20 protein-coding genes are annotated in these 26370 nt (G+C 56.9%); 7 read left to right on the forward strand and 13 right to left on the reverse strand.

Annotated elements, in window-relative coordinates:
- Window positions 1-77: 77 nt before the first annotated feature.
- A complete protein-coding gene (locus EM595_RS17810) occupies window positions 78-986 on the reverse strand; it encodes a LysR family transcriptional regulator (RefSeq protein WP_067435933.1) in 909 nt (302 codons plus the stop codon).
- 193 nt (window positions 987-1179) lie between these two features.
- On the opposite strand from EM595_RS17810, the gene EM595_RS17815 reads away from it, so the two are divergent.
- Window positions 1180-2031, forward strand: coding sequence for a Vmh family MBL fold metallo-hydrolase (locus tag EM595_RS17815; RefSeq protein WP_067435936.1), 852 nt, complete (start codon window positions 1180-1182; stop codon window positions 2029-2031).
- Window positions 2032-2053: 22 nt separating this feature from the next.
- On the opposite strand, the gene EM595_RS17820 is transcribed toward EM595_RS17815, so the two are convergent.
- The 11 genes from EM595_RS17820 to EM595_RS17870 all read right to left on the reverse strand — a co-directional run bounded on the left by EM595_RS17820 (window position 2054) and on the right by EM595_RS17870 (window position 15919).
- Window positions 2054-2359 carry a hypothetical protein gene (locus EM595_RS17820; RefSeq protein WP_419190161.1) on the reverse strand — a complete coding sequence of 102 codons (306 nt, stop codon included), beginning with the start codon at window positions 2357-2359 and terminating at the stop codon, window positions 2054-2056.
- A gap of 28 nt (window positions 2360-2387) precedes the next feature.
- Entirely contained in the window at window positions 2388-2786 is a 399-nt protein-coding gene (locus EM595_RS17825; protein WP_067435941.1) for a YybH family protein, read from the reverse strand.
- Window positions 2787-2845: 59 nt separating this feature from the next.
- Entirely contained in the window at window positions 2846-3646 is an 801-nt protein-coding gene (locus EM595_RS17830; protein WP_067435945.1) for an SDR family oxidoreductase, read from the reverse strand.
- Between the two features lie 93 nt (window positions 3647-3739).
- Window positions 3740-6793 carry an efflux RND transporter permease subunit gene (locus EM595_RS17835; protein WP_067436981.1) on the reverse strand — a complete coding sequence of 1018 codons (3054 nt, stop codon included), beginning with the start codon at window positions 6791-6793 and terminating at the stop codon, window positions 3740-3742.
- 267 nt (window positions 6794-7060) lie between these two features.
- Window positions 7061-8620: a putative bifunctional diguanylate cyclase/phosphodiesterase gene (locus EM595_RS17840; RefSeq protein ID WP_067435948.1), complete on the reverse strand. Its 1560-nt coding sequence runs from the start codon at window positions 8618-8620 to the stop codon at window positions 7061-7063.
- A gap of 528 nt (window positions 8621-9148) precedes the next feature.
- Window positions 9149-9817: a methionine ABC transporter permease gene (locus EM595_RS17845; protein ID WP_067435950.1), complete on the reverse strand. Its 669-nt coding sequence runs from the start codon at window positions 9815-9817 to the stop codon at window positions 9149-9151.
- Entirely contained in the window at window positions 9805-10581 is a 777-nt protein-coding gene (locus EM595_RS17850; RefSeq protein ID WP_067435953.1) for a methionine ABC transporter ATP-binding protein, read from the reverse strand. Before EM595_RS17850 ends, EM595_RS17845 begins: the two co-directional genes overlap by 13 nt.
- A complete protein-coding gene (locus EM595_RS17855) occupies window positions 10574-11368 on the reverse strand; it encodes a MetQ/NlpA family ABC transporter substrate-binding protein (protein ID WP_067435956.1) in 795 nt (264 codons plus the stop codon). Before EM595_RS17855 ends, EM595_RS17850 begins: the two co-directional genes overlap by 8 nt.
- 14 nt (window positions 11369-11382) lie before the next feature.
- On the reverse strand, window positions 11383-12414 hold the full coding sequence (locus EM595_RS17860) for an isopenicillin N synthase family dioxygenase (protein WP_067435959.1): 1032 nt from the start codon (window positions 12412-12414) through the stop codon (window positions 11383-11385).
- Window positions 12415-12635: 221 nt separating this feature from the next.
- Complete coding sequence (fumA, locus tag EM595_RS17865; RefSeq protein WP_067435962.1) at window positions 12636-14282, reverse strand: class I fumarate hydratase FumA; 1647 nt, start codon at window positions 14280-14282, stop codon at window positions 12636-12638.
- A 125-nt stretch (window positions 14283-14407) separates the two neighbouring features.
- Entirely contained in the window at window positions 14408-15919 is a 1512-nt protein-coding gene (locus EM595_RS17870; protein ID WP_067435964.1) for a DASS family sodium-coupled anion symporter, read from the reverse strand.
- Window positions 15920-16493: 574 nt separating this feature from the next.
- Here EM595_RS17870 and EM595_RS17875 point away from each other — a divergent pair.
- From EM595_RS17875 to EM595_RS17895, 5 genes are all read left to right on the forward strand, one after another.
- Complete coding sequence (locus EM595_RS17875; protein WP_067435967.1) at window positions 16494-19271, forward strand: NADH-dependent fumarate reductase; 2778 nt, start codon at window positions 16494-16496, stop codon at window positions 19269-19271.
- Window positions 19272-19332: 61 nt separating this feature from the next.
- Window positions 19333-20316 (forward strand): FAD:protein FMN transferase, encoded by a 984-nt coding sequence (locus EM595_RS17880; protein ID WP_067435970.1) that lies wholly within the window; start codon window positions 19333-19335, stop codon window positions 20314-20316.
- Between the two features lie 64 nt (window positions 20317-20380).
- Complete coding sequence (locus EM595_RS17885) at window positions 20381-21952, forward strand: sensor domain-containing diguanylate cyclase (protein WP_067435973.1); 1572 nt, start codon at window positions 20381-20383, stop codon at window positions 21950-21952.
- A 304-nt stretch (window positions 21953-22256) separates the two neighbouring features.
- Window positions 22257-23573 carry an MFS transporter gene (gene tcuC, locus EM595_RS17890; RefSeq protein WP_067435976.1) on the forward strand — a complete coding sequence of 439 codons (1317 nt, stop codon included), beginning with the start codon at window positions 22257-22259 and terminating at the stop codon, window positions 23571-23573.
- Window positions 23573-24379: a substrate-binding domain-containing protein gene (locus EM595_RS17895; protein ID WP_371317196.1), complete on the forward strand. Its 807-nt coding sequence runs from the start codon at window positions 23573-23575 to the stop codon at window positions 24377-24379. The genes tcuC and EM595_RS17895 overlap by 1 nt, the downstream gene beginning before the upstream one ends.
- On the opposite strand, the gene psrA is transcribed toward EM595_RS17895, so the two are convergent.
- Complete coding sequence (psrA, locus tag EM595_RS17900; protein ID WP_067435981.1) at window positions 24354-25253, reverse strand: L-proline-binding transcription factor PsrA; 900 nt, start codon at window positions 25251-25253, stop codon at window positions 24354-24356. The genes EM595_RS17895 and psrA overlap by 26 nt on opposite strands.
- A gap of 207 nt (window positions 25254-25460) precedes the next feature.
- On the opposite strand from psrA, the gene EM595_RS17905 reads away from it, so the two are divergent.
- Window positions 25461-26342, forward strand: coding sequence for an ROK family protein (locus tag EM595_RS17905; RefSeq protein WP_067435984.1), 882 nt, complete (start codon window positions 25461-25463; stop codon window positions 26340-26342).
- Window positions 26343-26370 lie beyond the last annotated feature (28 nt).

Raw genomic sequence — 26370 nt, forward strand, 5'->3', positions numbered from 1 at the left:
GTGTTTGTGCTACACAGCTGAAGCCGCCTGCGGGCGGCTTTTTCATGTCCTGAGCTTTTGCCTCGTCACGGGATTATTCAGCCAGTCGCGCCTGATTGCTTTTGCGCATCGGCCACCAGCGCCGCTTTTACCTCGTCCAGCAGCAGTTTCAAGGCAGCAGGCGTATGTTCGCGCGACATGTACAGGCCATAGATACCCAGCCGTCGCGGCGCATAGCGCGGCAGAATCTGTACCAGCCGACCGCTCTGCAACCCGGCACGCGCCTCAATTTCCGGCACCATGGCGATACCCGCATCGGCCATCGCCGCCTCGCACAGCAGCGAAGAGATGCCCGCGCTGTAGTTACCGCTCACCGCCACCGACAGCTTCTCGCTCTGCTCATCCTCGAAATGCCACAGCTGGCCGGCAAAACGGCTGTAACAGAGACAGTTGTGCTGCGCTAATTCTGCCACCGTGCGCGGCTCACCGTGCCGCTGCAGCCAGCCTGGCGATGCGCACACCACCGATACACAGTCGCCGAGATGGCGGGCAATAGCCGCAGGTTCCGGCGCGTCAGTGATCCGAATCGCCACGTCAATTCGCTCGCTAATCAGGCTGACCGGCTGATTATTGATCTCCATTTCGATGCGCAGATCGGGATAACGCGCCAGAAAACCCGGGATCACCGGCCCGACGATCTGTGTTGCGGTGAAATGCGCACAGGCGATGCGCAAGGTTCCGGCGATCGCCTTATGCGAAGCGTGATCGTTAATCTCTTCGGAGAGGCGCGCCAGCTGCGCGGTTTTCTGCAGGATTTTCTCACCGGCGGGCGTGATGGTTAGCCGCCGCGACGAACGATGTATCAGGCGCGCGCCGGCCCAGTTCTCCATCTCCTCCAGATAGCGGCTGACCATCGGACGCGACATGCCCAGCGCACGCGCGGCCGCGCTCAGACTGCCCAGTTCACATATCCGGTTAAACACTGCTGCGGCTGTTACTCTGTCCATCATGCCACCTACTCGATTTATGAAACTCAGCATCTCTGATTGCAGGAATTCTAACAGAAGCCAAAAGCCTTACACTAGGCGCAGTGCAACAGACAGCACCCCATGACGGCAGCAGAAATCGATTGCCAACCTTACCGCCGCTGGTCTGCCGCTGATTTTTCCGCGCCGACAGCCGATTAACAGGATGACCCTAATGACGTTACGCACCGCTTCCCTGATTCTGGCGATGGCCGCCGCTCCCGCAATGGCGGCACCGCTTCAGCTCGAAGTATACAATCCACAGGAACAGGGTATTTTTCCGGTCTCTTCCACGCTGATTTCTGGCCCGCACCAGGCGATTCTGGTGGATGCGCAGTTCAGCGTGCAGGATGGCGAGAAGCTGGTTGCGCTGATCAAAGCCAGCGGCAAACAGCTCAAGCAGATCATCATCACCTCCGGCGATCCCGATTTTTACTTCGGTCTGGAACCGATTGTAAAAGCATTCCCGCAGGTATCGGTGGTGGCATCCCCTGCCGTGGTGAAACACATTGAGGAGACCAAAGCGGCCAAGCTCAGTTACTGGGGACCGCAGATGAAAGCAGGCGCGCCTGAAAAGCTGATTGTGCCGCAGGTGACACACGAAACACGCTTCAGCGTGGATGGCGAAACGGTGGAGCTGCGGCATGCCGATAGCTACGCTGCCTACCTGTGGATCCCGGCTAACAAAGCAATTCTTGGCGGCACTGGCATTTCGTCGGGCATTCATCTCTGGACCGCCGATACACAAAGCGCGCAGAGTCGTGAATCATGGCGCCATGTGCTGACGGAGATACAGCAGCTACGTCCTGAGACGGTGATTCCCGGGCACTCTATCGGCCCGCGTCCGCAGGGCGATGCGGCAGTGAGCTTTACGCTGACCTATTTGCAGCAGATGGAGAAAGCGCTGGCCGCACACCACGATTCCGCAGGCGTTATCAAGACGATGACCGCCGCGTGGCCGCAGCTTGCTGAGACCAGTTCGCTGGAACTGAGCGCTAAGGTATTGACCGGTGAAATGAAGTGGTAGCCGCCCGCGTGGGGCAGCCAGGTTAGTTCATGGCATAGCATTTTGAGGTGGCAACATTCTGATCGGAGCCGGTTCCGGCCCCTTTCAGTATGCAGATGACATAGCTTTTTCCACTGTGCAGCGTCACTACCGGCCCGTTCTCACCGAGGCCGGAAGAGACCACGGTGGCGCCCTCGTTCAGCATCTGTTGCAGCGAGCGGTTCACCGGCTCCAGTTTGGTTGGATACTCAAGCGCATTGCCAGGCACTTTAGCGCCGGTTTCCGGTGGCCAGTTGGCGGCTGACGCAAGGGTAACCACGCCGGACAGCGCTATCGCCGTGAATATCATCCGTGTTTTCATCAGAATCTCCCTCGGTTCAGGCGGTTTCGCCGTCCAGCAGCGTGGTACCGTAGGAGTTGTCGACGGTGCAGAGCCAGTTTCCGTCAGGCGACTGACGAAACACATAGGTTGCGCGGCGCGTGGTTTCAATCAGGCTGCCGTTGCCGTCGGGAAAGCGCAGCACGGTTTCCATCAATACCAGCGCATCGCCGCCGCCTTCGATAATCTGCATCTCGCCCTGCTCGACATGCAGCTGCCCCTGAAAATAGTCAGCAATCGCGACAAAGGCGCGTCGAATATCCTCTTTGCCGCGCGCGATCATGCCTGGCTTGACCACCAGCGCCGCGTCGTCGGCGTAATAAGTCATGAGCGTATCGAAATCTTGTGCGGTAATAGCGCGATCGCACGCCTCAATAATCTGCCTGATCGGATGCATATTTTCCTCCGTGAGCGTAATGAAAGCCGCGCCAGGCCGAAACCGGGCGCGGTAAACGATTAACCGTTATTACGGAAGCCAGGATAAAGACTCATACCACCGTCGATAAACAGCGTGGTGCCGTGCACATAATCGGAGAGATCGCTCGCCAGCCAGACCACGGCGTTGGCGACATCCTGCGGCTCGCCAACGCGACCGTAAGGGATCAGCTCAAGCAGCTTTTTCCCCGCGTCGCCCTGCGTATTCTCTTCATTGATGGCGGTGGCAATGGCGCCCGGCGCGATGCTGTTCACGCGAATGCGCTCTTCGCCCACTTCCTGCGCCAGCGTGCGCATCAGCAGATCCACGCCGCCCTTTGAGGCCGCATAGTTGGCGTGTCCGGCCCACGGAATCAGCTGATGCACCGAACTCATGTGAATAATTTTCCCCATCGCGCGGCTGACGTCAGGACGGGCACCCTGGCGGCGGAACTGGCGCAGTGCCGCACGGGCGCAGAGAAACTGTCCGGTCAGATTAACATCCAGCACGCCGTTCCACTGCTCCAGCGTCATATCCGCAAACGCAGCATCTTTTTGCAGGCCGGAGTTGGCCACCAGAATATCCAGCGAACCAAAGCGATCTACCGCATGTTCGATGAGATTATCCACATCGGCTTCTTTCGAGACGTCGCCTTTTACCGAAATCGCCTCACCGCCGCGGTCGCGTATTCTTGACGCCAGCTCATCGGCAGGTTCAGCCTGACTGTGATAGTTAATCACCACACTGGCACCGGCTTCTGCCAACGCCTCAGCGCAGGCATAGCCTAATCCGGAACTGGCGCCGGTAACCAGAGCAACCTGCTTCTCAAGAGACAACATCATTGAAAACCTCACTTAGCGGAACGTTATGATACGAGCATGTGAGTAACTATTATGGCGCGCCGTGGGAAATGTGCATGGCGCGCCGATAATCCGTTAAGCGGTTTTGTCAGAAGCGGCGTGTCGCGTCAGGTAGCGCTTCACCAGCACAAAGAAAAGCGGCACAAAAAACAGTGCCAGTATCGTACCGGCCAGCGTGCCGCCGATGATACCGGTGCCGATAGCGATGCGGCTGTTAGCACCTGCGCCGGTCGCCACCGCCAGCGGCATAACGCCAGCGATAAAGGCCAGCGAGGTCATCATGATGGGTCGCAGGCGGGTGCGCGCAGCCTGCAACGCCGCGGCGCTGAGTGATCGTCCCTGCTGCACCGCCTCTTCGGCGAACTCAATAATCAGGATGGCGTTTTTCGAGGTCAGCCCCACCGTGGTAAGCAGCGCAACCTGAAAATAGATATCGTTATCGAGCCCGCGCAGCGCGATAGCCAGCACCGTACCCAGCACGCCCAGCGGCACCGCCAGCAGCACTGAAAAAGGCACCGACCAGCTTTCATACAGCGCAGCCAGGCAGAGGAACACCACCAGAATTGAGATGGCATACAGCGTAGTTGACTGGCCGCCCGCCTGTTTCTCCTGCAACGACAGCCCGCTCCAGGCGCCGGTGGTACCCGCAGGCAGCTCATTTGCCAGCCGCTCTATGGCGTCCATCGCCTCACCCGAGCTGTAGCCTTCCGCGTTTTGTCCCTGAATTTCATAAGACGCAGAGCCGTTGTAACGATCGAGGCTTTCCGGCCCCATGGTCCAGCGCGTGGTGGCGAAGGCGGAGAACGGCGTCATTCCGCCGTCACTGTTGCGAATAAACCACTTATCGAGATCGGACGGCGCCGAGCGGTACTGACCGTCGCCCTGCACGTACACCCGTTTCACGCGGCCGCGATCGATAAAGTCGTTGATATAGGCGCCGCCCCAGGCGCTGGTTAGCGTACTGGTCACGTCATCCAGCGATAAACCCAGCGCCACCGCTTTATTGGTGTCGATATCGATTTGCAGCTGCGGCGTTTGCGGCAGAATGTTGGCGCGCACGGCGCTCAGCTCAGGCGTCTGCGTCGCCTTCTGCAACAGCTGATCGCGCAATGCGTTAAGCTCATCGCGCGTGGTGCCGCCGCTGGCCAGCAGCTCATAGGTAAAGCCGTTGTTCTGACCGAGGCCAGGCACCGACGGTGGCGTCAGGGCAAAAATCTGCGCATCACGAATGGCCGCCAGCGCGATGGTGGCGCGGGTGGCGATCGCTTCGGCTGAGTTTTCGCTGCCGGGACGATCTTCCCAGTTTTTCAGCTTAATAAAGGCCATACCGGCATTTTGCGCCGCGCCGCTGAAGTTAAAGCCGTTGATGGTAAATACCACGTCGACGTTGGCTTTCTCCTCGCGCAGGAACCAGTCAACAATCTGCTGGTTTACCGCTTCGGTGCGGCTGGCGGTGGCGCCCGCAGGCAGCGTCGCCTGCAGCATAATGCTGCCCTGATCTTCCGTTGGCAGGAAGCTGCCGGGCAGACGGGTGAACATCACAAACAGCACCGCACCCAGCGCCGCGTAGCATCCCACCATCACCAGCGGTCGCCGCAGCGTACTGACTACCTTGTGCCGGTAGCCGCGTTCGGTAGCGGCATAAAAGCGGTTAAAACCACCGAAAAAGCCCTTGTTGTGCGGCTTGCCCGGCTTCAGCAGGATGCCGCATAGCGCAGGCGTTAAGGTCAGCGCCACCACCACGGAGAAGGTCATCGCGGCAATAATGGTAATTGAAAACTGGCGATAGATAACGCCGGTCGATCCGGCGAAAAATGCCATCGGCAGGAATACCGCAGAGAGCACCAGCGCAATTGCCACCAGCGCACCGGAGATCTCCTGCATCGACTTCACCGTCGCCTCTTTTGCCGGTAAGCCTTCGTCGTGCATGATGCGCTCGACGTTTTCCACTACCACGATGGCATCATCCACCAGCAGGCCGATCGCCAGCACCATGGCAAACAGCGTCAGCGTGTTAATGGTGTATCCACACAGCGCCAGCACGCCGAAAGTGCCAAGCAGCACCACCGGCACCGCCAGCGCGGGAATAATGGTGGCGCGGAAATTTTGCAGGAACAGATACATCACCACGATCACCAACCCAATCGCTTCGATCAGGGTGATGACCACATCTTCCACTGAGATTTTAATGAAGTCGGTGCTGTCGAGCGCGTAGGCGACTTCATAACCCGCGGGCATGGAGTGGCGATATTCTTCTACCGTTTGCTTCACCAGCGTGGCGGTATCCAGCGCGTTAGCACCCGGAGCCAGCATTACGCCGACGCCCGCGGCCGGATGACCATTTAGCCGCGTGGTCATGTCATAGGACTCACTGCCCATTTCCACGCGGGCCACGTCACCAACGCGCACGATGGCGCCGCTGCGGTCGCTTTTCACAATGATGTTGCGAAACTGCTCCGGGGTTTGCAGCCGCGACTGCGCGCGCACCGTGGCGGTGAGCTGTTGATTGTTCGGCGACGGCAGACCGCCGATTTTGCCCGCCGAAACCTGAATGTTTTGCGCAAGAATGGCTGCGGTAACATCAGAAGGCTGTAAGGCAAACGAGTTCAGCTTGAAAGGATCGAGCCAGATGCGCATGGCGTACTGTCCGCCAAACACCTGAATATCGCCAACGCCGGCGGTACGCGCCAGCGGCTCCTGCATGTTGCTGACCAGCCAGTCGCCAATATCGTTGCTGCTGCTTTTGCCCGTGGTGTCGTACAGCCCCATGACCAGCAAAAAGTTGGACTGTGATTTGGTGACGGTGACGCCAAGCTGCTGCACTTCACTCGGCAAACGGGACAGCGCCTGCTGCACTTTGTTCTGCACCTGCACCTGCGCCGTATCGGCATCGGTGCCCTGGCTAAAGGTGACGGTGACGGTAACGTTGCCCTGAGAGCTGCTGCTGGAGGTGAAATAGAGCAGATTATCCAGACCGGTGAGCTGCTGCTCAATCACCTGCGTTACGCTGTTTTCCAGCGTTTCTGCCGAGGCGCCGGTATAGGTTGCGCTGATGTTGACCGATGGCGGTGCAACGTCAGGATATTGCTCCACCGGCAGTTGGGTAATGGCGAGCGCGCCGAGTAACATGATCAAAATGGCAATAACCCAGGCGAAGACCGGGCGATAAATAAAAAACGGGAAAGCATCAGACTGGCCTCTTCCTTTCACAGGCGGGGAGCTGCGCCTGCATACCTGCGGGCGGCGTGAACATATCAGGCGCAATTATAGATCGTAACCGGATCTAAAACTGTAAACCTGTGTCTTAAGAAATGGGCTTTCTTCGCCAGCAGATGTTGCGAGGTGAAAACAGAGGGGAAACCGGGCACAGAAGAACGCCCGGTGAGATCACTATCGCTAAACCGCCTGGGCGGCATGGCCATGATCGTTGGCCGGAAGCTCCTTGACCGGTAAGGCAAACGCCACCGACGGCAGCAGGCTGGTTGCTTCATTGACCGGGATGGCCTTGCGGAACAGATAGCCCTGACCGTAATTGCAGCCCTGCTGTTTCAGCCACATCAGAGTACCGATATCTTCGATGCCTTCCGCCGTGACCTCAACGCCAAGTTCGCGGCACAGCGCCAGCAGCGTTTCCACTACCTTTTTCTGTTCGCGGTTATTCATGCCCGCTGAAATAAACGAGCGATCGATTTTAATTTTGCTGATGCCCAGACCGAGAAGGACGGAAAGGTTGGAATAACCGGTGCCGAAATCGTCCAGCGATACGCGGATATCGCGCTCTTTCAGCCGCTCAATTGCCTGCCTCGCCTCTTCGGAGATACTCATCACGTCGTTCTCGGTGACTTCCAGCTCCAGGCGCAGTGCGCCCGCGTCGCGAATAATGGTGTAGAGGCGATCGGTCAGCGACGGCCTGATCAGCTGCTCCGGGGTAATATTCAGCGCCAGCGTTAAATCACCGGCCCATTCACTTGCCACCACGCTGACCGCACGCAGCAGCTGCACGGTGAGCTGGTCCATCAGGCCGAGCTTCTGCACGACCGGAATAAACACCTGCGGCGCAACCACTTCACCGCTGGGCAGCGTCCAGCGCGACAGGATTTCAAAACCCGCCAGCTTGCCGGTGGACAGCGTCAGGATCGGCTGTAAAAACGGCACCACGGCATTGTTCCGCACCGCGTTAGCCACGCTGCGCTCGAACATCTCTTTTTGCCGAAACTGCCGTTCCATGTCAGGCGTAAACAGCGCCAGCTGCGCACCTTTGCCGCCTTTTGCCTGATACATCGCCAGGTCGGCGGCCTGAATAATGCTGTAGGTGCTGCAATCGGTGGATCGCGCAATGCCGATCGACAGGCTGAGAAAGCTGGCTGGCCCGGTCATGATTTTGCCCGCGCGAGTGCGAATCTCTTCCGCCTCCGCCATCAACGCATCGGTGCTGTCGGTGACGGTAATCAGCGCGAATTCGTCGCCGCCGATGCGGAAAACGTGGGTCTGTGGGCCGGTAAACTCCATCAGCAGCGATGCCAGCGCCACCAGCGTGGCGTCGCCCTGATGATGACCGTTCAGGTCGTTGATGATTTTGAAATCGTTCACATCGATCATCATGATGGCATAAACGACATCAAGGTTATCAAGCTGTTCGGTGCGCACCTGAAAGGCCCGACGATTGCCCACGCCCGTGAGTTCATCGACATGCGCCATCCGCGTGGCGGCCTGCTCAGTGCGCAGCAGTTTGCGCATCAGGCCACCCACCAGCAGGCCAGGCACGACCATGGCCAGCAGCGCAAAGCAAGCCGAAGTCATAATAAACTTTAGCCGCTCAGCGGTTTCAAAATCAGAGTCATAACTCAGACCTAATAATTTGGATACCCACGCCTCGGCACCATACTCCCAGAGACTGGCCAGTAATATAATGGTCATGACGTTCAGCAGTGCAAGCCAGCGAAGTTTCAGGCGCATACTAATACCCTGTAATTTTTAATTACGTTAATCATTCTTATAAATATTTAAGTGAAATAAATATGAGCCCTGCCAGTGAGGCATTCAAAAAATATTATTTCGAAAATTTCGCTTATTGCCGGAAAACAGGTGTGTGAAGCGCGCAATCCAGTAACAGCGCCTCCCCTGGCTTGATTGAGTTATCGGCAGTACGGCGGCTATCTGTAGCTGTCGCGTGGCTGTCACCCATTTGTTATCTGTCGCAATTAAAGCATAGAATAATATAAAACCATCAGACTTTTTCTTAAAAATTACGATTAATGAAATAGCTCAATTCGTTCAGAAAATAAATTTGAGTTAACATTGTGGCAACGCATCCATTATTTGATACGGCCGTATCTAATTAATAAACAATGCATTCAGGATATTACTTTTTGGGCGGGTTTATTTATCGATGATTATTTTTGTTAAGTGCGGGCTGTACAGATTCAGGCAGAAGAGACGAACGGGCAGCTCGTGAGAGGGCTGCCAGCGGGAACCTAAAAGCATTTAGCGCCGATGCGCCAGGCGGTGTACCACGCAATCACCCAGCTTTTGCACCGCCCACACCAACAGCAGCAGCACGATCACCGTGGCGATCATCATTGTATTGTTGAAGCGCTGATAACCGTAGCGAATCGCCAGGTCGCCGAGACCACCGCCGCCAATCACGCCAGCCATCGCCGAGAAACCGATCAGCATCACCAGCGTCAGCGTGATGCCGCCAATCAGGGCGGGCAGCGCCTCTGGCAGCAATACCCGACTGACCAGATGCCACTGTGTGCCGCCCATGGCAATCACTGCCTCGATGCGCCCACGGTCAACCTCAGCAAGCGCATTTTCCACGATGCGTGCAAAAAACGGAAACGCGCCCAGCGTAATCGGTACGACTGCCGCCGTGCTCCCGAGCGTGGTGCCGATCAGCAGCCGCGTAAAGGGGATCAGAGCAATCAGCAAGATGATAAATGGCAAAGCGCGGCCGATATTTACCAGCAGATTCAGCGGTTGCGCAATCGCGCGCTGCGGCCAGATGCCCTCTGCGCGGGTGATAAACAGCAGCACGCCGACTGGCAGGCCGATCAGCAGAGTAAACAGCGCGGCCAGCGCCACCATATACAGTGTTTCGCCGGTAGCGTTGAGCAGCAGTGACTGAAAGCGGTCCCAACTCATGCCACGCATCGTAACTGCTCCTGATAACGGGCAAGAAACGCGCGGTCCGCTTCGCCATCCTGCAACAGCAACTGACGCAGGCGACCGTGCGGATTGGCCATGATTGCGCTGAGCGACCCGCTCTCTATCAGCCGTCCCGACTCCAGCAGCGCGGCACCGTGACAGATGCGCTTCACCACCGCCATTTCATGCGTGATTAACACCACGGTGATATTCAGCTGGCGTTGCAGGCTGGCCAGCAGATCGAGAATCGACAGCGTGGTGTCCGGGTCGAGCGCGCTGGTCGCCTCATCGCATAACAGATAGCGCGGTTCAGCGGCCAGCGCTCGGGCAATGCCTACGCGCTGTTTTTGCCCGCCCGAGAGTTGCGAAGGCCAGACGTCAGCGTAGCCTTCCAGCCCAACCAGCGTCAGCAGCGCGTCCACTCGTGCGCCACGCCGTGCGGCGGGCACACCGGCGATCTGCAACGGCAGTGCGATGTTCTCGCCCACCGTGCGTGCGTGCAGCAGGTTAAAATGTTGAAAAATCATGCCCATTTGCCGCCGCTGGGCGCGCAGTTCGCGCAGGCTGAGCCGATTGATATCCTCGCCGTCAATCACTACCCTGCCCGCATCGGGCTGCTCCAGCCGGTTCAGACACCGCAATAGCGTACTTTTTCCCGCTCCGCTGCGGCCAAGGATGCCGAAAATGGCGCCGGTCTCAATCTCGAAAGAGACATCCAGCAGCGCGGATTTATCACCATAGCGCTTGTTTAACGCCTCAATGCTAATCATGCTGCTCATCCACGACCGGGATCACCGATCCGTTGTAATGCTGACGAATAAACGCCGCCACTTTTGGCGAGCGCAAATCTTTTGCCAGCCGCAGGATGCGCGGATCTTTCGCCAGCGACGGCGTGGTTACCAGTAGATTGGCATAGGGATTATTCGTGGCGGATTCCAGCGCCAGCGCATCTTTTGCTGGCACCAGGCCCGCCTCCAGCGCGTAGTTGCCGTTGATCACCGCCGCATCGACATCATCCAGCGCCCGAGGAATTTGCGGCGATTCGATCTCCACAATTTTAATCTTTTTAGGATTAGCGCTGATGTCCGCTGGCGTCAGCAGGCTGGTGGCTGCGCCTTTCAGGGTAATCAGTCCGCTCTGCTGCAGCAGCAGCAGCGCGCGGCTCAGGTTAGTGGTGTTGTTCGGCACGGCGATGCGCGCCCCCTCCGGCAACGCAGCCAGCGTTTTGATTTTGCTGGAATAGAGCCCCAGCGGCTCAATGTGCACCGCGGCGGCTACCGCAAAGGTTTTGCCCAGCGCCTTTTCCTGATCGTGCAGATAAGGAAGATGCTGGAAGTAGTTGGCATCGACGTCGCCAGCGGCCAGCAGCTCATTGGCATTCACGCCATTGCTCAACTCGGTAATGTTGAGATCGAGGCCGGGGTCCAGCGTTTTGACATACTCCAGAATTTCAGCATGCGGCACCGGATCGGCGGCGATGCGCAACGGCGCGGCGTTAACCGCCTGCGCGACCAGCAGGGTCAGCGCCGCCAGCGGTAAAGCGAATCCTTTTTTCATATTTCTCTCCCTAATCAGACGCTGGCGGTGTCGCGCAGGTAATCAGCATAGAAGCGTTGCGCAACGTCAGGATGAGAGCGCAAACGGCCTTTGAGGTAGTTCCAGCCCACGTCGCGCAGTAGCGGATTGAGCGGATCGCTGGCCGGTCCCTGTGCCAGCCGCGCCAGCGAATCGGGCAGCTGATACACCGGCACCACCGCGCCCAGCTCGGCGCCGAGGAAAAAGGCCACGGAAAGCCGTTGCCGATCGGCAGGCGGAGAAACCACCCGATGCACGGTAGCGCGCAGATAACCATTGGTTGCCAGCTCCAGTAGCTCGCCGATGTTCACCACGAATGCACCCGGCAGCGGCGTGGCATCGACCCAGCGATCCGGCGCAACTTCAACCTGCAAACCCGGCTGATCATCCTGCAGCAGGAAGGTCAGAAATCCCGAGTCTTTGTGCGCGCCGACGCCCTGCCGCGAGCCATTATCCGGCCTGCCGGGATAACGAATCAGCTTCACGTGCTCATTGGGCAGCGCGCCGTAGAGGTTATCGAAGGCGTTGTGCGGCAGATGCAGCGCATCGGCAAAGGCGCGCAGCAGCTCAAGCGCCATCGCGGTCATCGCCTGTTGCCATTCAGTTAGCACCTGCTGCAATTCTGGCAGCGCCTGCGGCCACTGATTAGGGCCCTGCAGCCGCGCCCAGGCGGGCGTCCCGGCGGTCAGCGGCAGTGCCGGGCGCTCGGCACCGATATCAAACTGTTCGCGGTAGTCGGGCTGGCTGCGGGTGATCTCCGAGCCTTCCAGATTGTAGCCACGAAAATGCGGTGACTGCGCCATCTGCACGCTGAGCTTTTCCGCCTGCGGCAGGGCAAAAAATGCCCGTGATACCTGTTGTACCACGGCCAGCAGTTGCGAATCGATGCCGTGATTAGTGAGATAAAAAAAGCCGACCTCGCGGGCCGCCTTACTTAGCTGGGTATGGATCTGTTGCCGTTCCGCTTCGTCACCCTGTAACAGCGCGAAGTCGATAACCGGCAGGGCAACGGCATTACTTTTGCTCATCATTGCTCTCCTGAAAGGGTATGACGCCACTCTGCCAGTCGGCTGCGCTTTCATCTATTAAGTTAAACTGCTATGCATAGTGAAAATTCCGCATAACAAACAGGAAGAGGTAAAAATGAGGCTGAAAAGCGGCGAACGCGCGGGGAAAAGGCAAAAAAAACGCGGCAGGTATCGCTGCCGCGTGAAGGGAATTCAGGCCTGTTTAGCCTGATGTCGCAACTTTACTTAACGCATTTCGCACACTGATTGCGCTGAAGCTGGTGGAAGAAGTCGTTGCCTTTGTCATCCACGAGGATAAACGCCGGGAAATTCTCCACTTCAATTTTCCAGATCGCTTCCATACCCAGCTCGGCATATTCCAGGCATTCCAGCTTTTTGATGCTCTGCTGCGCCAGCACCGCTGCCGGGCCGCCAATGCTGCCAAGATAGAAACCGCCATGCTTCTGGCAGGCGTCAGTCACCTGCTGGCTACGGTTGCCTTTGGCCAGCATGATTTTGCTGCCGCCGTGAGATTGCAGCAGATCGACGTAGCTGTCCATGCGCCCTGCGGTGGTCGGGCCGAGCGAACCCGATGCGTAACCTTCCGGGGTTTTAGCCGGACCGGCGTAATAAACCGGATGATCTTTGATGTACTGTGGCAGACCTTCGCCATTGTCGATGCGCTCTTTCAGCTTCGCATGCGCAATATCACGCGCCACGATGATGGTGCCGCTCAGCGACAAACGCGTGGAAACCGGATAGCGAGACAGCTGGGCCAGAATCTCCTCCATCGGACGGTTCAGATCAACGTGCTGCACATCGCCTTCGCCCTGCTCACGCAGCGCCTGCGGAATGTACTGGCCTGGATTCTCTTCCAGCTTCTCAATCCAGATACCGTCGCGGTTGATTTTGGCTTTGATATTGCGGTCAGCGGAGCAGGAGACGCCCATGCCCACCGGGCAGGAGGCACCGTGACGCGGCAGGCGCACCACACGAATATCATGGGCAAAGTATTTGCCGCCGAACTGTGCGCCGATACCCAGCTCCTGCGCCGCTTCCAGCAGCTCCTGTTCCAGCTGACGATCGCGGAACGCCTGACCATGTTCATTACCTTCAGCAGGCAGGCCGTCGTAATAGTGCGTCGAGGCCAGCTTCACCGTTTTCAGCGTGCTCTCTGCTGAGGTGCCGCCAATCACAAAAGCGATGTGGTACGGCGGACAGGCTGCGGTACCCAGCGAACGCATTTTCTCTACCAGATACGCTTTCAGCTTGCCCGGCGACAGCAGCGCCTTGGTTTCCTGATAAAGATAGGTTTTGTTGGCTGACCCGCCGCCTTTGGCGATGCAGAGGAATTTGTATTCATCGCCATCAACGCTGTAGAGATCGATCTGCGCCGGCAGGTTTGAACCGGTGTTGACCTCTTTATACATATCCAGCGCGGCGTTCTGTGAATAGCGCAGATTGTCTTCGATGTAGGTGTTATAGACGCCGCGGGACAGTGCGGCTTCATCGCCGCCGCCGGTCCAGACGCGCTGGCCTTTTTTACCCATGATGATCGCCGTGCCGGTATCCTGACAGGTTGGCAGCACGCCTTTGGCGGCGATCTCGGAATTTTTCAGAAACTGCAGCGCAACATATTTGTCATTCTCGCTGGCTTCGTCGTCGTGCAGGATGGAAGCAACCTGCTGCTGATGCGCCGGACGCAGCATAAAAGCCGCATCATGAAACGCGTGCTGCGCCAGCAAGGTTAACGCCTGCGGATCGACTTTCAGCATCTCCTGGCCGTTGAAGTGATCAACGGAGACATAGTCTCGGCTCAGCAGATAATATTCAGTGTCATCGTGGGCGACTGGGAACGGATTTTGGTAGAAGAAAGGTTTATCAGACATTGTTTCTCACTCAGAAATGTGTGCCTCCGCAGTGCGGAGCGGCGAGCCAGATCGTTAGTTATTATCCTGTCAGCCCGATACGCCAGGCTGACAGGTGCTGGCAGAATACTATCTTACCTCGGCAATCAGAACATCAATACCATCCACGGATAGGCGATTAACATCAGACCCGCCAGGAAGATAGCGCCGAAAATAGTGCCCAACCGCCAGTAATCTTTGGTTGGCAGATAGCCGCTGCCGTAATAAATCGGGCTTGGGCCGGTACCGTACGGTGTGATGATGCCCATCAGACCCAGTGACGTCACCATCATTAAGCAGAACACCGGCATATTGATGCCCGGAATCGAGGCAGCAATGGTCAGCATCGCAGGCAGCAGCGCGGTGGTGTGCGCGGTGGTGCTGGCAAACAGGTAGTGCAGGATAAAGAAGGCCACCAGCAGCATTACCGCGGCCACGTTGGGCTGAATACCACTCAGGAGATGCGCGCCCTCTTTACCCAGCCAGGCGATGAAGCCCACCCGCGCCAGACCATCCGCCAGCGCTACCAGAGTGGCAAACCACGCGAAGGTATTCCAGGCCGGTTTATTGCTGGTGATATCGTTCCAGTTGAGCACGCCGGTCCACAGCATCAGCACGATGACCAGCAGCGCCGCCATTGCCGGTTCAATCCACGCGGTGGCAAAAATCCACATGCCCAGCGCGCTACAGACAAACAGCAGCAGCAAGATTTCGTTACGTGACAGCTTGCCCAGTTTCACCAGTTCGCTGCTCGCCCAACGCGGCACTTCGTCGTTGATCTTCACTTCCGGCGGATAGAACCAGTACGCCAGCAGCGGCATGGTCAGAATCAGCAGCAGACCGAGTGGCAGGAAGGCGATAAACCAGCTGCCCCAGGAGATTTCAAAACCGATAATGCTTTTCACCAGTGCCAGTGCCAGCAGGTTAGGTGCCAGCGCAGAGAGGAACATGGAGCTGGTGATACAGGCTGCGGTAATCGCCACCCACATCAGATAGGAGCCGATTTTGCGCGCGCTGGGGTCGTTGGGTTTGGAGCCGTACAGCGGCGGCAGGTTGGCAATAATCGGGTAGATGGTGCCGCCGCTGCGTGCGGTATTGGAAGGGGTAAACGGTGCCAGCAGCAGATCGGCAAAGGTGATGGCATAACCCAGCGTCAGGCTGCGACGGCCCAGATATTTCACCAGTATCAGCGCCAGGCGGCGTCCAAACTGAGTCTTATCGTAACCGGCGGCGAACATAAAGGCGCCGAAGATCAGCCAGACGGTGGAGTTACCGAAGCCACTGACCGCCCACTTAAACGACTCGCTGGCGAGTTTAAACTTCGGCGCCGCCATTTCAGCCGGGCTGAACAGCAGCCACTGACTGAACAAGGCGATGACCACCACGCCGGTCAGACCGATCACCGCGCCGGGCAGCGGTTCAAAGATCAAACCGACAATCACGCCAACGAAAATGGCGAAGAAGTGCCATGCGTAGGGTTCCAACCCTTCAGGCACCGGCACCAGCAGCAGCAGAACCGCCACCAGCACCGGCAGGATCATGAAAATCGGCGATTTTTTGGTTTTGGGTGGAGCAGCAGGTGCTGCGCCCGTTTCACTCTTAACGGTTGTCTGTTTCATAGTAGTTATCTGCAAGGTTGAAAAGAATGCGATTTGCGCCCCGATACTTCACTTATTTCTTATGGTTTTTATTTTTTGCGATTTTTGCATCGCGACGCCGTTAATTTGGAGTCGTCCTTTAATGTTGATATGAATTATCTCATAAGGACTTTGTTATATGATGCGTAATATCTGAAATTAAAAATTGATCTGGATCAATAAACCAGAGTAATGCCACTGTTTTTAAACGACCTTTGCCACGAAATGACAATACGATGTCACTCCCGTTAATCTTTTACAAAAAAACGGGATACTCAGCAACGAAATACTCATTGCAACCCCTTGTATTTATTGTATAAAAACCATAAATATCAAAAGATTGCTTTTTGCTTACTATTGATTAACAATTAAGATAAATATCCTTATCATTTTTGTCAAACTTTAATCATAATTGAAATTTAGCATCAATTATCCCTATTTAATACTTATCAAGATCACAGAAAAGGGATATATTATCAGGCATGAAGTCGGACCACTTATTTAAATAAAAGCGTCCACTAAAGCATCCTGCACATTTATATTGGAGTCGATCCTGATGAATACGCTCACCCCTATTCTTAATCCTCTTACCTTGCCCAATGGCGCCGTATTAAAAAACCGCCTGCTGATGGCCCCCATGACCACCTGCACCGGCTTCTATGACGGCACGGTAACCAGTGAGCTGGTGGAGTATTACCGCGCTCGCGCGGGCAGCATCGGCACCGTGATCGTGGAGTGCTGCTTTATCGATCCCAAAGGTCCGGCCTTTCCCGGCGCCATCGCCATCGACAGCGACAATAAAATTCCTGGTCTGAAACGCATCGCCGACGCCATCAAATCAGAAGGCTCGACTTCTATCCTGCAGATCTATCATGGCGGCCGCATGGTAGAACCCGAGCTGATTGGCGGCAGAACGCCGGTTGCGCCCAGCGCCATCGCCGCACCGCGTGAAGGCGCCACCACCCCGCAGGCGCTGACCGCCGAAGAAGTGGACGTGATGATCACCAAGTTTGGCGACGCGGTGAATCGCGCCATCAAGGCGGGCTTCGACGGCGTGGAGATTCATGGCGCCAATACCTATCTGATTCAGCAGTTCTACTCCCCCAACTCCAACCAGCGCGATGACAAATGGGGCGGCAGCCGCGAAAATCGCGCACGCTTCCCGCTGGAAGTGTTGGAAATCACCCATAAGATGGCGGACCGTTTCGCGCATAACTCTTTCATCATCGGCTATCGCTTTTCACCGGAAGAGATTGAAGTGCCCGGCATCCGCTTCGACGACACGCTGTGGCTGCTGGAAAAACTGGCGGCGCGCGGCCTCGATTATGTACACTTTTCCGTTGGCCAGCTGCTGCGCCCTTCTATCGTTGATACCAGCGACCCGACGCCGCTGATCACCAAATATCTGGCGCGCCGCTCAGAGACGCTGGCTAAAGTCCCGGTTATCGGCGTTGGCGGCGTAGTCAATAAAGCCGATGCCGAAATGGCGCTGGAGCACGGCTACGACTTAGTGGCGATCGGTAAAGCGTGCATCGCCTATCCCGACTGGACCGACCGCATCATCAACAACCAGCATCTTGAGCTGTTTATCGACAGCACCCAACGCGAAGCGCTGACTATCCCGGAACCGCTGTGGCGCTTCTCGCTGGTGGACGCCATGATCCGCGACGTCAGCGATACCGGCCGCAAATACAAAGCGGGCGTCTATCAGGAGAAAGTCGAGGCGGAAGCGTTGAAGCTGAAAATCAACGTCACGCTGGATACCGACCGTATCACCGACATCTCACTGGTGCCGGACGAATCACTCGACGTCGATTTCACCACCACCTTCGAGAGCCTGCGCAGCCGCATTCTGGTGGCCAACAGCCCGCACGTTGACGCCATTACCGGTGCCACCACGCAGAGTGAAGCGCTGAAAAAAGCGGTTTCCCGCGCGCTGACCACCTCCAGTAAAGCGCACGTCATTGAAGAAGGTGGCAATCCGCAGGCGCCGCAAAATTACGATGTCGTTGTTATCGGTAGCGGCGGTGCTGGCCTGGCCGCGGCGATTCAGGCGCACGATGAAGGTGCCCGCGTGGTGATCATCGAAAAAATGCCGACTATCGGCGGGAACACCATTAAAGCCTCGGTGGGCATGAACGCGGCGGAAACCCGCTTCCAGAAAATTAAAGGCATCCTCGATAGCAAAGAGCTGTTCTATGAAGAGACGCTGAAAGGCGGCAAATTTAAAAACAACCCTGAACTGCTGAAAGAGTTTGTTGAGCTGGCGCCGAAGGCGATTGACTGGCTCGATGAGCATGGCATCCAGCTCAATGACATCACCATCACCGGCGGCATGAGCATCGACCGCACGCACCGCCCGGCTGACCGCTCTGCGGTGGGTGGCTTCCTGATCAGCGGCCTGGTGAAAAACCTTAACCAGCGCAATATTGAAGTGCTGCTGGAGACCTCCGTTGAAGAGATCCTGTGTGACAACGGCGTGGTTACCGGCGTGAAAGTGGTGGATGAATATAACGACAGCCGCATCCTGAACGCGAAAAGCGTGATTGTGGCTACCGGCGGCTTCAGCGCCAACCGTGAAATGGTGGTCAGCTACCGTCCTGAGCTGGATGGCTTTGTCACCACCAACCACAAAGGCGCTACCGGCAGCGGTATCGCGATGCTGCAACACATTGGTGCTGGCACCGTGGACATGGGCGAAATCCAGATTCACCCCACCGTGGAACAGACCACCTCGTATCTAATTTCTGAATCCATTCGCGGCGGCGGTGCCATCCTCGTCAGTCAGGCGGGCAAGCGCTTCTACAACGAAATGGAAACCCGTGACAAAGTCTCTGCGCAAATCATCGCCCTGCCGGAGAAAAGTGCCTGGATTATCTTTGACGACCAGGTGCGTAGCGGCAACAAAGCGGCCGACGAATACATTGCCAAAGGCTTTGTGATCAGCGCGCCAACGCCGCATGAGCTGGCGGTCAAACTCAATATGGATCAGGAAACGCTGCAAACCACGCTGGGCCGTTACAACGAATGTGTAATTCAGCAGAAAGATGAGGATTTTGGCCGCACTACTGCGCTGCGCCATCCGATTAATCAGGGTCCTTATTATGCTATCCGCATCGCCCCCGGCGTGCACCACACCATGGGCGGCGTGACCATCAACCTGGATACCGCGGTGCTCAATGAGCAGCAACAGCCGATTCAGGGTGCCTGGGCAGCCGGTGAAGTAGTCGGCGGCATTCACGGCGCTAACCGCATCGGCGGTAATGCGGTGGCGGATATCATCATCTTTGGTATTCTGGCCGGACGCAACGCAGCGGCGATGGCCCTGCGTTAAGCGCTCAACTGTGCCCACGGCGACGCGGGCACAGCTTTTTTCCCGCAATGCAGGGTCGCTCATGCCAACTGAAGCTCGCGTCTGTGCTTATTCCGCCGTGATGATGGGTTCGCCCATTCTGCTTAAACTCTTCGACCACGATGAAACCCTCGCCAGACAGGTTTTCCAGCTGATCAAGCAGCAGGAGAACCTGCTCACCGTTAACCGTTCCCCTTCTGAAATCATGAATATTAATCAGGCAGCGGGCCAGCATGCCGTGGTGGTCAGCCAGCCGGTGTTCGAGTTGATTCAGATCGCCTGTCAGGTTAGCCAGCTGCCGGATAGCTGTTTTAACCTGGCAATTGGCCCGCTGGTGAAGCGCTGGAAAATCGGCTTTCAGGGCGATCACGTGCCGCCCGCCGCAGAGCTGCAGGCGCGTCTGGCGCTGACCGATCCGCGCGATATCGAACTGGATGCCGCCGCACGGTCGGTTTTTCTGCGTAAGGCGGGCATGGAAATCGATCTCGGTGCCATTGCCAAAGGTTATATCGCCGACTGCGTACAGGCGTTTCTCCGTCAGCAGCAGGTCGGCAGTGCGCTGATCAACCTCGGCGGTAACGTGCAGACGGTTGGTGCGCCGCCGGATGAACCGCAGGGCTGGGCGATTGGCCTGAAAACGCCTTTTGCCGGGCTGGATGCGCTAATTGGCGTGATTAACGTAGTGAATAAATCGGTGGTCACCTCCGGCGTGTATGAGCGCTATTTCAAGGTAGACGGCCACTATTATCATCACATTCTCGATCCCAAAACCGGCTATCCGCTGGATAACGAACTGCTGAGCGTCACCATCATTTCCGATCGCTCCATTGATGGCGATATCTACACCACGCTGCTTTATGGCATGGGCGTTGAGCAGGGCATGCGTTATCTGGCTGCCCACCCTGATATCGAGGCGATCTTTGTCACGCGTGATAAACAGGTGATCTGCTCTTCTCAACGTCAGTTTTGTTTTACTTTACTGGATGACAGCTACCATCAGCCTGAAACCATGCAGCCCACTCATTAGCGACAATGAAGGTTGCAGACCATCAGGTGTGCTTTAATGAAAGGAGGTGTATACGGGAGGCGCAATGACGTCACGAAAACAGCCCTCTTCTTTTTCATTACTTAGCTCGCCACTTGGTCGCAGCATTGCCATTTCCGGTTGCCTGCTGATTCTGGCGGTGATCCTGATGAACGGCTGGTCGCTGCGCGATTCCTGGCAGCTCAGCGTCAACGCCGCCCGTGAAACCGCGGTAAACCTGGCGCTGTCACAGGCGCGTCAGGCGGAAGACACCTTTCTGCAAACCGAGATTTCGCTGCGGGAGATTCAGCGCAATATTCAACAGCGCCCGCCTGGCGAGGTCAACGCCGATGAACTCAGCCGTATCATGCGGGAACAGCGCAGTCGCCTGCCGCAGTTGCACGGCCTGTTTTATTATGATCCGTCAGGCCGATGGATCGCCTGGTCAACCGGCCGTTCGCCAGCGGGCGTCAACAATTCCGACCGCGAATATTTCGCCTACCATCGTCTCAACGGCCACAACAATATTCATATCGGCCCGGTGATCCACAGTCGCAGCACCGGCGAACTGGTGATCCCGGTCTCACTGCGCCTGAACGACAGGGCGGGCGGCTTTGCCGGTATCCTGCTTGCCACGGTGCGAGTCGATTATTTTCGCCAGTTTTACAACTATTACGAACTGGATGATAAAGATGTGCTGGTACTGATGCTGGCGGACAGCACCGTGCTCTACGCCCGTCCGATGCCAGACAGCTACATCGGCAGGAACCTCTCGTCCAGCCACCTGTTCCAGCAGATGCTGATGAAATCGGATCGCGGCAGCGGCGAATGGAATGCGGCGCTGGACGGCCTGCCGCGCGTGTTTGGTTTTGTGCGTTCCGAACGCTATCCGCTGGTGGTTGCAGCCGGTTTTGACAAGACTTCACTGCGGGAGAACTGGCTAAAAAGCAGGCTGCAGGATGTGATACTCAATGCCGTTTTGCTGGCGATCATGCTGGCCGTCGGCATCTGGATCCTGCGTCAGGTGCGTATTAATATTCGCAATCAGCACGAGCTGGCCCATCTGCGTGACGAACTCACCACCATCAATCACACCCTGCAATCGATGGCGATGATCGATGGCCTGACCGGCCTGGCCAATCGCCGACAATTCGATCTCTTTCTGCGCGACAGCCTGAAGCGCGCCTTTCGCAGCGGCAAGCCGGTATCGCTGGTGATGATCGATATCGATTTTTTCAAGCAGTACAACGATGCTTATGGCCATGTCGCGGGCGATCAGTGCCTGGAAAATGTCAGCGCGGCGCTTCGCGGCATGTCGCTGCGCGGTATCGGCTTAACGGCGCGCTACGGCGGCGAAGAGTTTGCGCTGATCCTGCCCGAAACCAGCGCCGACGAAGCGCTGGCGATCGCCTGGCGTGCCGTGCGCGCGGTTCGCAGCCATCACATTCCTCACGCCACGACCACCATTCCGGCACGCATCGTCACTATCAGCGCCGGTTGCGCCACGCTGTTCAGCACCAATCAGGAAGATGACATGAAAAAGCTCAAGCAGCTGGCCGACGACGCGCTCTATACCGCCAAACGCAAAGGGCGCAACCAGGCAGCGACAGCAGGCAAAGCGATCGACGCGGGGAGTTAAATCCCACGTGGTCTACTTCTGATAACGCCCTAAGCTACCCGTCCCGGTCGCGCAGCAATAGTGCGTTTGCGCTTATGAATGCCGTCACATTTCCACACATCGGTTTTTCTGGCGGTGCATGATGCGAAAGATCTCTCTCCTTTTGTAAACCCACGTAAAGGCAGGTTTTTTTAACTGCCGTGCGGTGATTGATGCGTCTGGCACATCGGTTAACCCGCTTTTTGCACTTATTACGTCCTTGTTCCTGATTCACTCTGCAGTCACAGGCGCAGCTAAAAGCGTCATCAATACACTGGAGAACCTGATGCAAACATCCCCTCACTCACCGCTGACCACTCGGGCGCGAATTGGCGCCATTTTCCGCGTAACCTCAGGCAACTTTCTCGAACAGTTCGATTTCTTCCTGTTTGGTTTTTATGCCACTTATATTGCGCACACTTTCTTTCCAGCGAGCAGCGAGTTTGCTTCACTGATGATGACGTTTGCGGTGTTTGGCGCAGGCTTTCTGATGCGGCCGATTGGCGCAGTGGTGCTCGGTGCCTGGATCGATAAAGTGGGCAGGCGTAAAGGACTGATCGTTACGCTGTCGATCATGGCCGCCGGAACCTTCTTGATCGTGCTGATTCCCTCCTATCAGAGCATTGGCCTGTGGGCACCTTTTCTGGTGTTGATGGGGCGTTTATTGCAGGGCTTTTCTGCCGGAGCTGAGCTGGGTGGCGTATCGGTTTACCTGGCTGAAATTGCCACGCCGGGACGCAAAGGCTTCTACACCAGCTGGCAGTCGGGCAGCCAGCAGGTTGCCATTATGGTCGCTGCGGCGCTGGGCTTCGGGCTCAATGCGCTGCTCGATGAGGGCGCCATCCGCGATTGGGGCTGGCGTATTCCGTTCCTGATCGGCTGCATGATTGTGCCTTTTATCTTCCTGCTACGCCGCAAGCTGGAAGAGACGGAGGAATTTAACGCACGTCGCAGCCATCCTGATATGCGTCAGGCCTTTAACACGCTGCTGAAAAACTGGCAGGTGGTGATCGCAGGCATGCTGATGGTGGCAATGACCACCACCGCGTTCTACCTGATTACCGTCTATGCGCCGACCTTCGGTAAAAAGGTGCTGATGTTGAGCGCCTCCGACAGCCTGCTGGTCACGCTGCTGGTGGCGGTATCCAACTTCCTCTGGCTGCCAATTGGTGGAGCGTTATCCGATAAGTTTGGCCGTAAACCGGTGTTGATCACCATGGCGCTGCTGGCGTTGACCACCGCCTATCCGGCGCTGCGGTTGCTGGCGGGCGCACCCGGCTTTTATATGATGCTGGGCGTGCTGCTGTGGCTGTCATTTATCTACGGCCTGTATAACGGCGCGATGATCCCGGCGCTGACGGAAATCATGCCCGCCGAGGTACGCGTGGCGGGCTTCTCGCTGGCTTACAGTCTGGCGACCGCAGTGTTTGGCGGTTTTACCCCGGTGATGTCTACCGCATTGATTGAATATACCGGTGATAAAGCGTCGCCCGGTTACTGGATGAGCTTTGCCGCCATCTGCGCGCTGCTGGCAACCCTGTTTTTATACCGTCATCGTGCCGAGTCGTTTCAACGCACATCCCCTACTCTGATTAAGGAATAATCATGGCTATTCAACGTATCTTCATAGGTTTTCTGCTGGCGTGGGTCTGCTCTGCGGGCGTGCAGGCTAAAGAGCTGACCGTCATGATCTCAGGTGGTTTCAAGGCGGCCTGGGAGCAGCTGTCGCCGCGTTATGCCGCACAGGAAGGCGAGGCGATTCATACCGTTTCCGGTCCGTCGATGGGCAATACGCCGCAGGCCATTCCGGCACGGCTGGCGCGTGGCGAGCAGGCTGACGTGGTGATTATGGTGGGCGATGCGCTGAGCGGGCTGGAAAAGCAGCAGCGCATCCTGCCGGGATCGCGGGTTGAGCTGGCTGACTCGCGTATCGGCGCGGTGATCAAACAAGGCACGCAGCCCGTCAGCATTAGCACTGAACAGCAGTTGCGTTCGGCGCTGCTTAATGCGCACTCCATCGCCTATTCGGACAGCGCCAGCGGCAGATACGTCAGCACCCAACTGTTCAAAAAGCTGGGTATTGAGCAACAGGTCAAAGGCAAGGCCACGCAGGTCGAGCGGATACCGGTCGCCTCGCAGGTTGCCGCCGGGAAATATGCGATTGGCTTCCAGCAGGTCAGCGAACTGCTGCCGGTGCCAGGCGTCACCTTTATTGGCGAACTGCCCGCCAGCCTGCAATACACTACCCGTTTTGCCGGTGCGGTGGTGAAAAGCTCGGCCCATCCGCAGCAGGCGAAGCGTCTGTTAGCATGGCTGGCGTCCGCTGAAGTGCAGCAGGTGGTTCAGGATACCGGGCTGCATTCGGTTACGTTGTCACAGCCGGTTAACGCTGTTGAAACTGCTCAATAAGCAGGTTCTCCAGTTCAGCTGCAATGTGTGATTGCAAACGGGTGTGCTTCTTTAACAGGCCAACCGTACGATTCACCAGCGGATCGACCAGCGCCACGCTGGTCAGCGCAGAGGGTTCGGAGATCGGCAGCGACATAGCGGGGACGGCAGCAATGCCCAGCCCCGCTTCAACCATTCCCAGCAGCGTAGTGACATGCCGCGTTTCACATATACTCGGTTTCGCCGGCGCGATATGTGCCAGCGCCCGATCGAGCACATTGCGGTTCCCCGAGGTTTTATCGAGTCCCACCCAGTCGTGCTGATAAAATTCACGCCAGCTAATGCTCTTTCTGCTCGCCAGCGGATGATCGTGCCGACAGGCGGCCACATACCGATCCTCAAGCAGCGGCAGGAAAGCCATATCCGGCTGTGAGCCAGCGGAAAAGCTGAGACCAAAATCTGCCTGTCCGCTCACCACGGCGTCGTAAACGTTACCGGCGCTGCTGTCGATCAGCTTTACCCGCACGCGAGGATAGCGCGCCTGAAAGCTGCGGATCACCCGCGGCATAAAGTAGTAGGCAGCGGAAGGCACGCAGGCGACGGTCACCAGGCCGGTGCGCACTGCGCTGACTTCACTGAGATCGGCCATGACCGCTTCGAGATCGGCCAGCAGCTGCGTCGAGCGCTCGGCAAACGCCTGCCCTTTTAGCGTCAACATCACCCGACGCGTGGTGCGTTCAAACAGTTTCAGTCCCAGCGCCGTTTCCAGCTTATCGATTCTGCGGCTCAGGGCCGATTGCGACAGACAGATCGATTCCGCGGCGATGCGAAAATTGCCATATTCCACCAGTGCCCGAAACGCGTAGAGATCGCTCAGGTCAAAATTAACGGGCATCGATTTACTGACTCCTGTGTACGGTTCAACTTGGGGCAAATGCAGCGGCTGGCCGGACAAATAAGAATATAATTTACAATAAATTAACATTAATCCAGATTTCTACAACCTCGCTGACAAATCTCCCGGTGGAATTCTTAAAGCGAGAATTCAGCTGAGAATTCAACGCTATACTTTTGATTTACTTCACCACCTTTGGGAACATTCATGAACATTGCAGCCTTTGATATTGGTGGCACCTCGTTAAAAATGGGCGTGACCGACACTGACGGCAACATCGTTACCGGCGACAGCATGGATATCTCGGATAATTCACGCGACAAAATCCTGCAGGAGATCCTCGCCTGGCTGGAAAAGAATCCTTCCTGCGAAGGCATTGCCATCAGCATTCCCGGTTATGTGGATCCGGACAGCGGCTTTATCAGCATGGGCGGCACCATTCGCGACTTTGACCAGTTCCACCTGCGCAAGTGGCTGCAGGAAAATACTTCGCTGCCCACCAGCGTCGAAAACGATGCGCACTGTGCCCTGCTGGCGGAACGCTGGTTAGGCAAGGCGAAAAAACTTAATGATTTCCTGATGCTGACCATCGGCACCGGCCTCGGCGGCGCCGCCTTTTGTAACGGTGCGCTGATCCGCGGCGGACGTAATCGCGCCGGTGAGTTTGGCTGCCTGCTCACCTCGCGTCCCGCCGACAGCAATATTGAACCGCACACCATGAGCAAGAGTTGCACCATGACCGCGCTGCGGGAGAATTACGCGCGCGCGATGAAAATCTCGCCGGACGAGGTGACCGGCAAAGATGTGTTCGATGCATTTGATAACGGCGATGAGACGGCGCAGAAGGTGGTTGACGGTTTTTATAACGATCTGGCCGCCTGCCTCTATAACCTGGTCAGCGTGTTTGACCCGCAGTCGGTGTTTATTGGCGGCGGAATTACAGAACGCGAGCCTTTCCTCAACGAGCTGGCCGATCACCTCAAGAAATATGGTGTGGAGACACCGGTTGACGCGGCAACCTACGGCAATGATTCCGGCATGCTGGGGGCCACGTACCATTTCCTGCAAACGGAACAGCAGCATCGATAATCATCACGGATGAATAACGGGCAGCGTG

Origin of the sequence: Duffyella gerundensis (genome assembly GCF_001517405.1) — a bacterium.
In the GTDB taxonomy this organism is placed as follows: domain Bacteria; phylum Pseudomonadota; class Gammaproteobacteria; order Enterobacterales; family Enterobacteriaceae; genus Duffyella; species Duffyella gerundensis.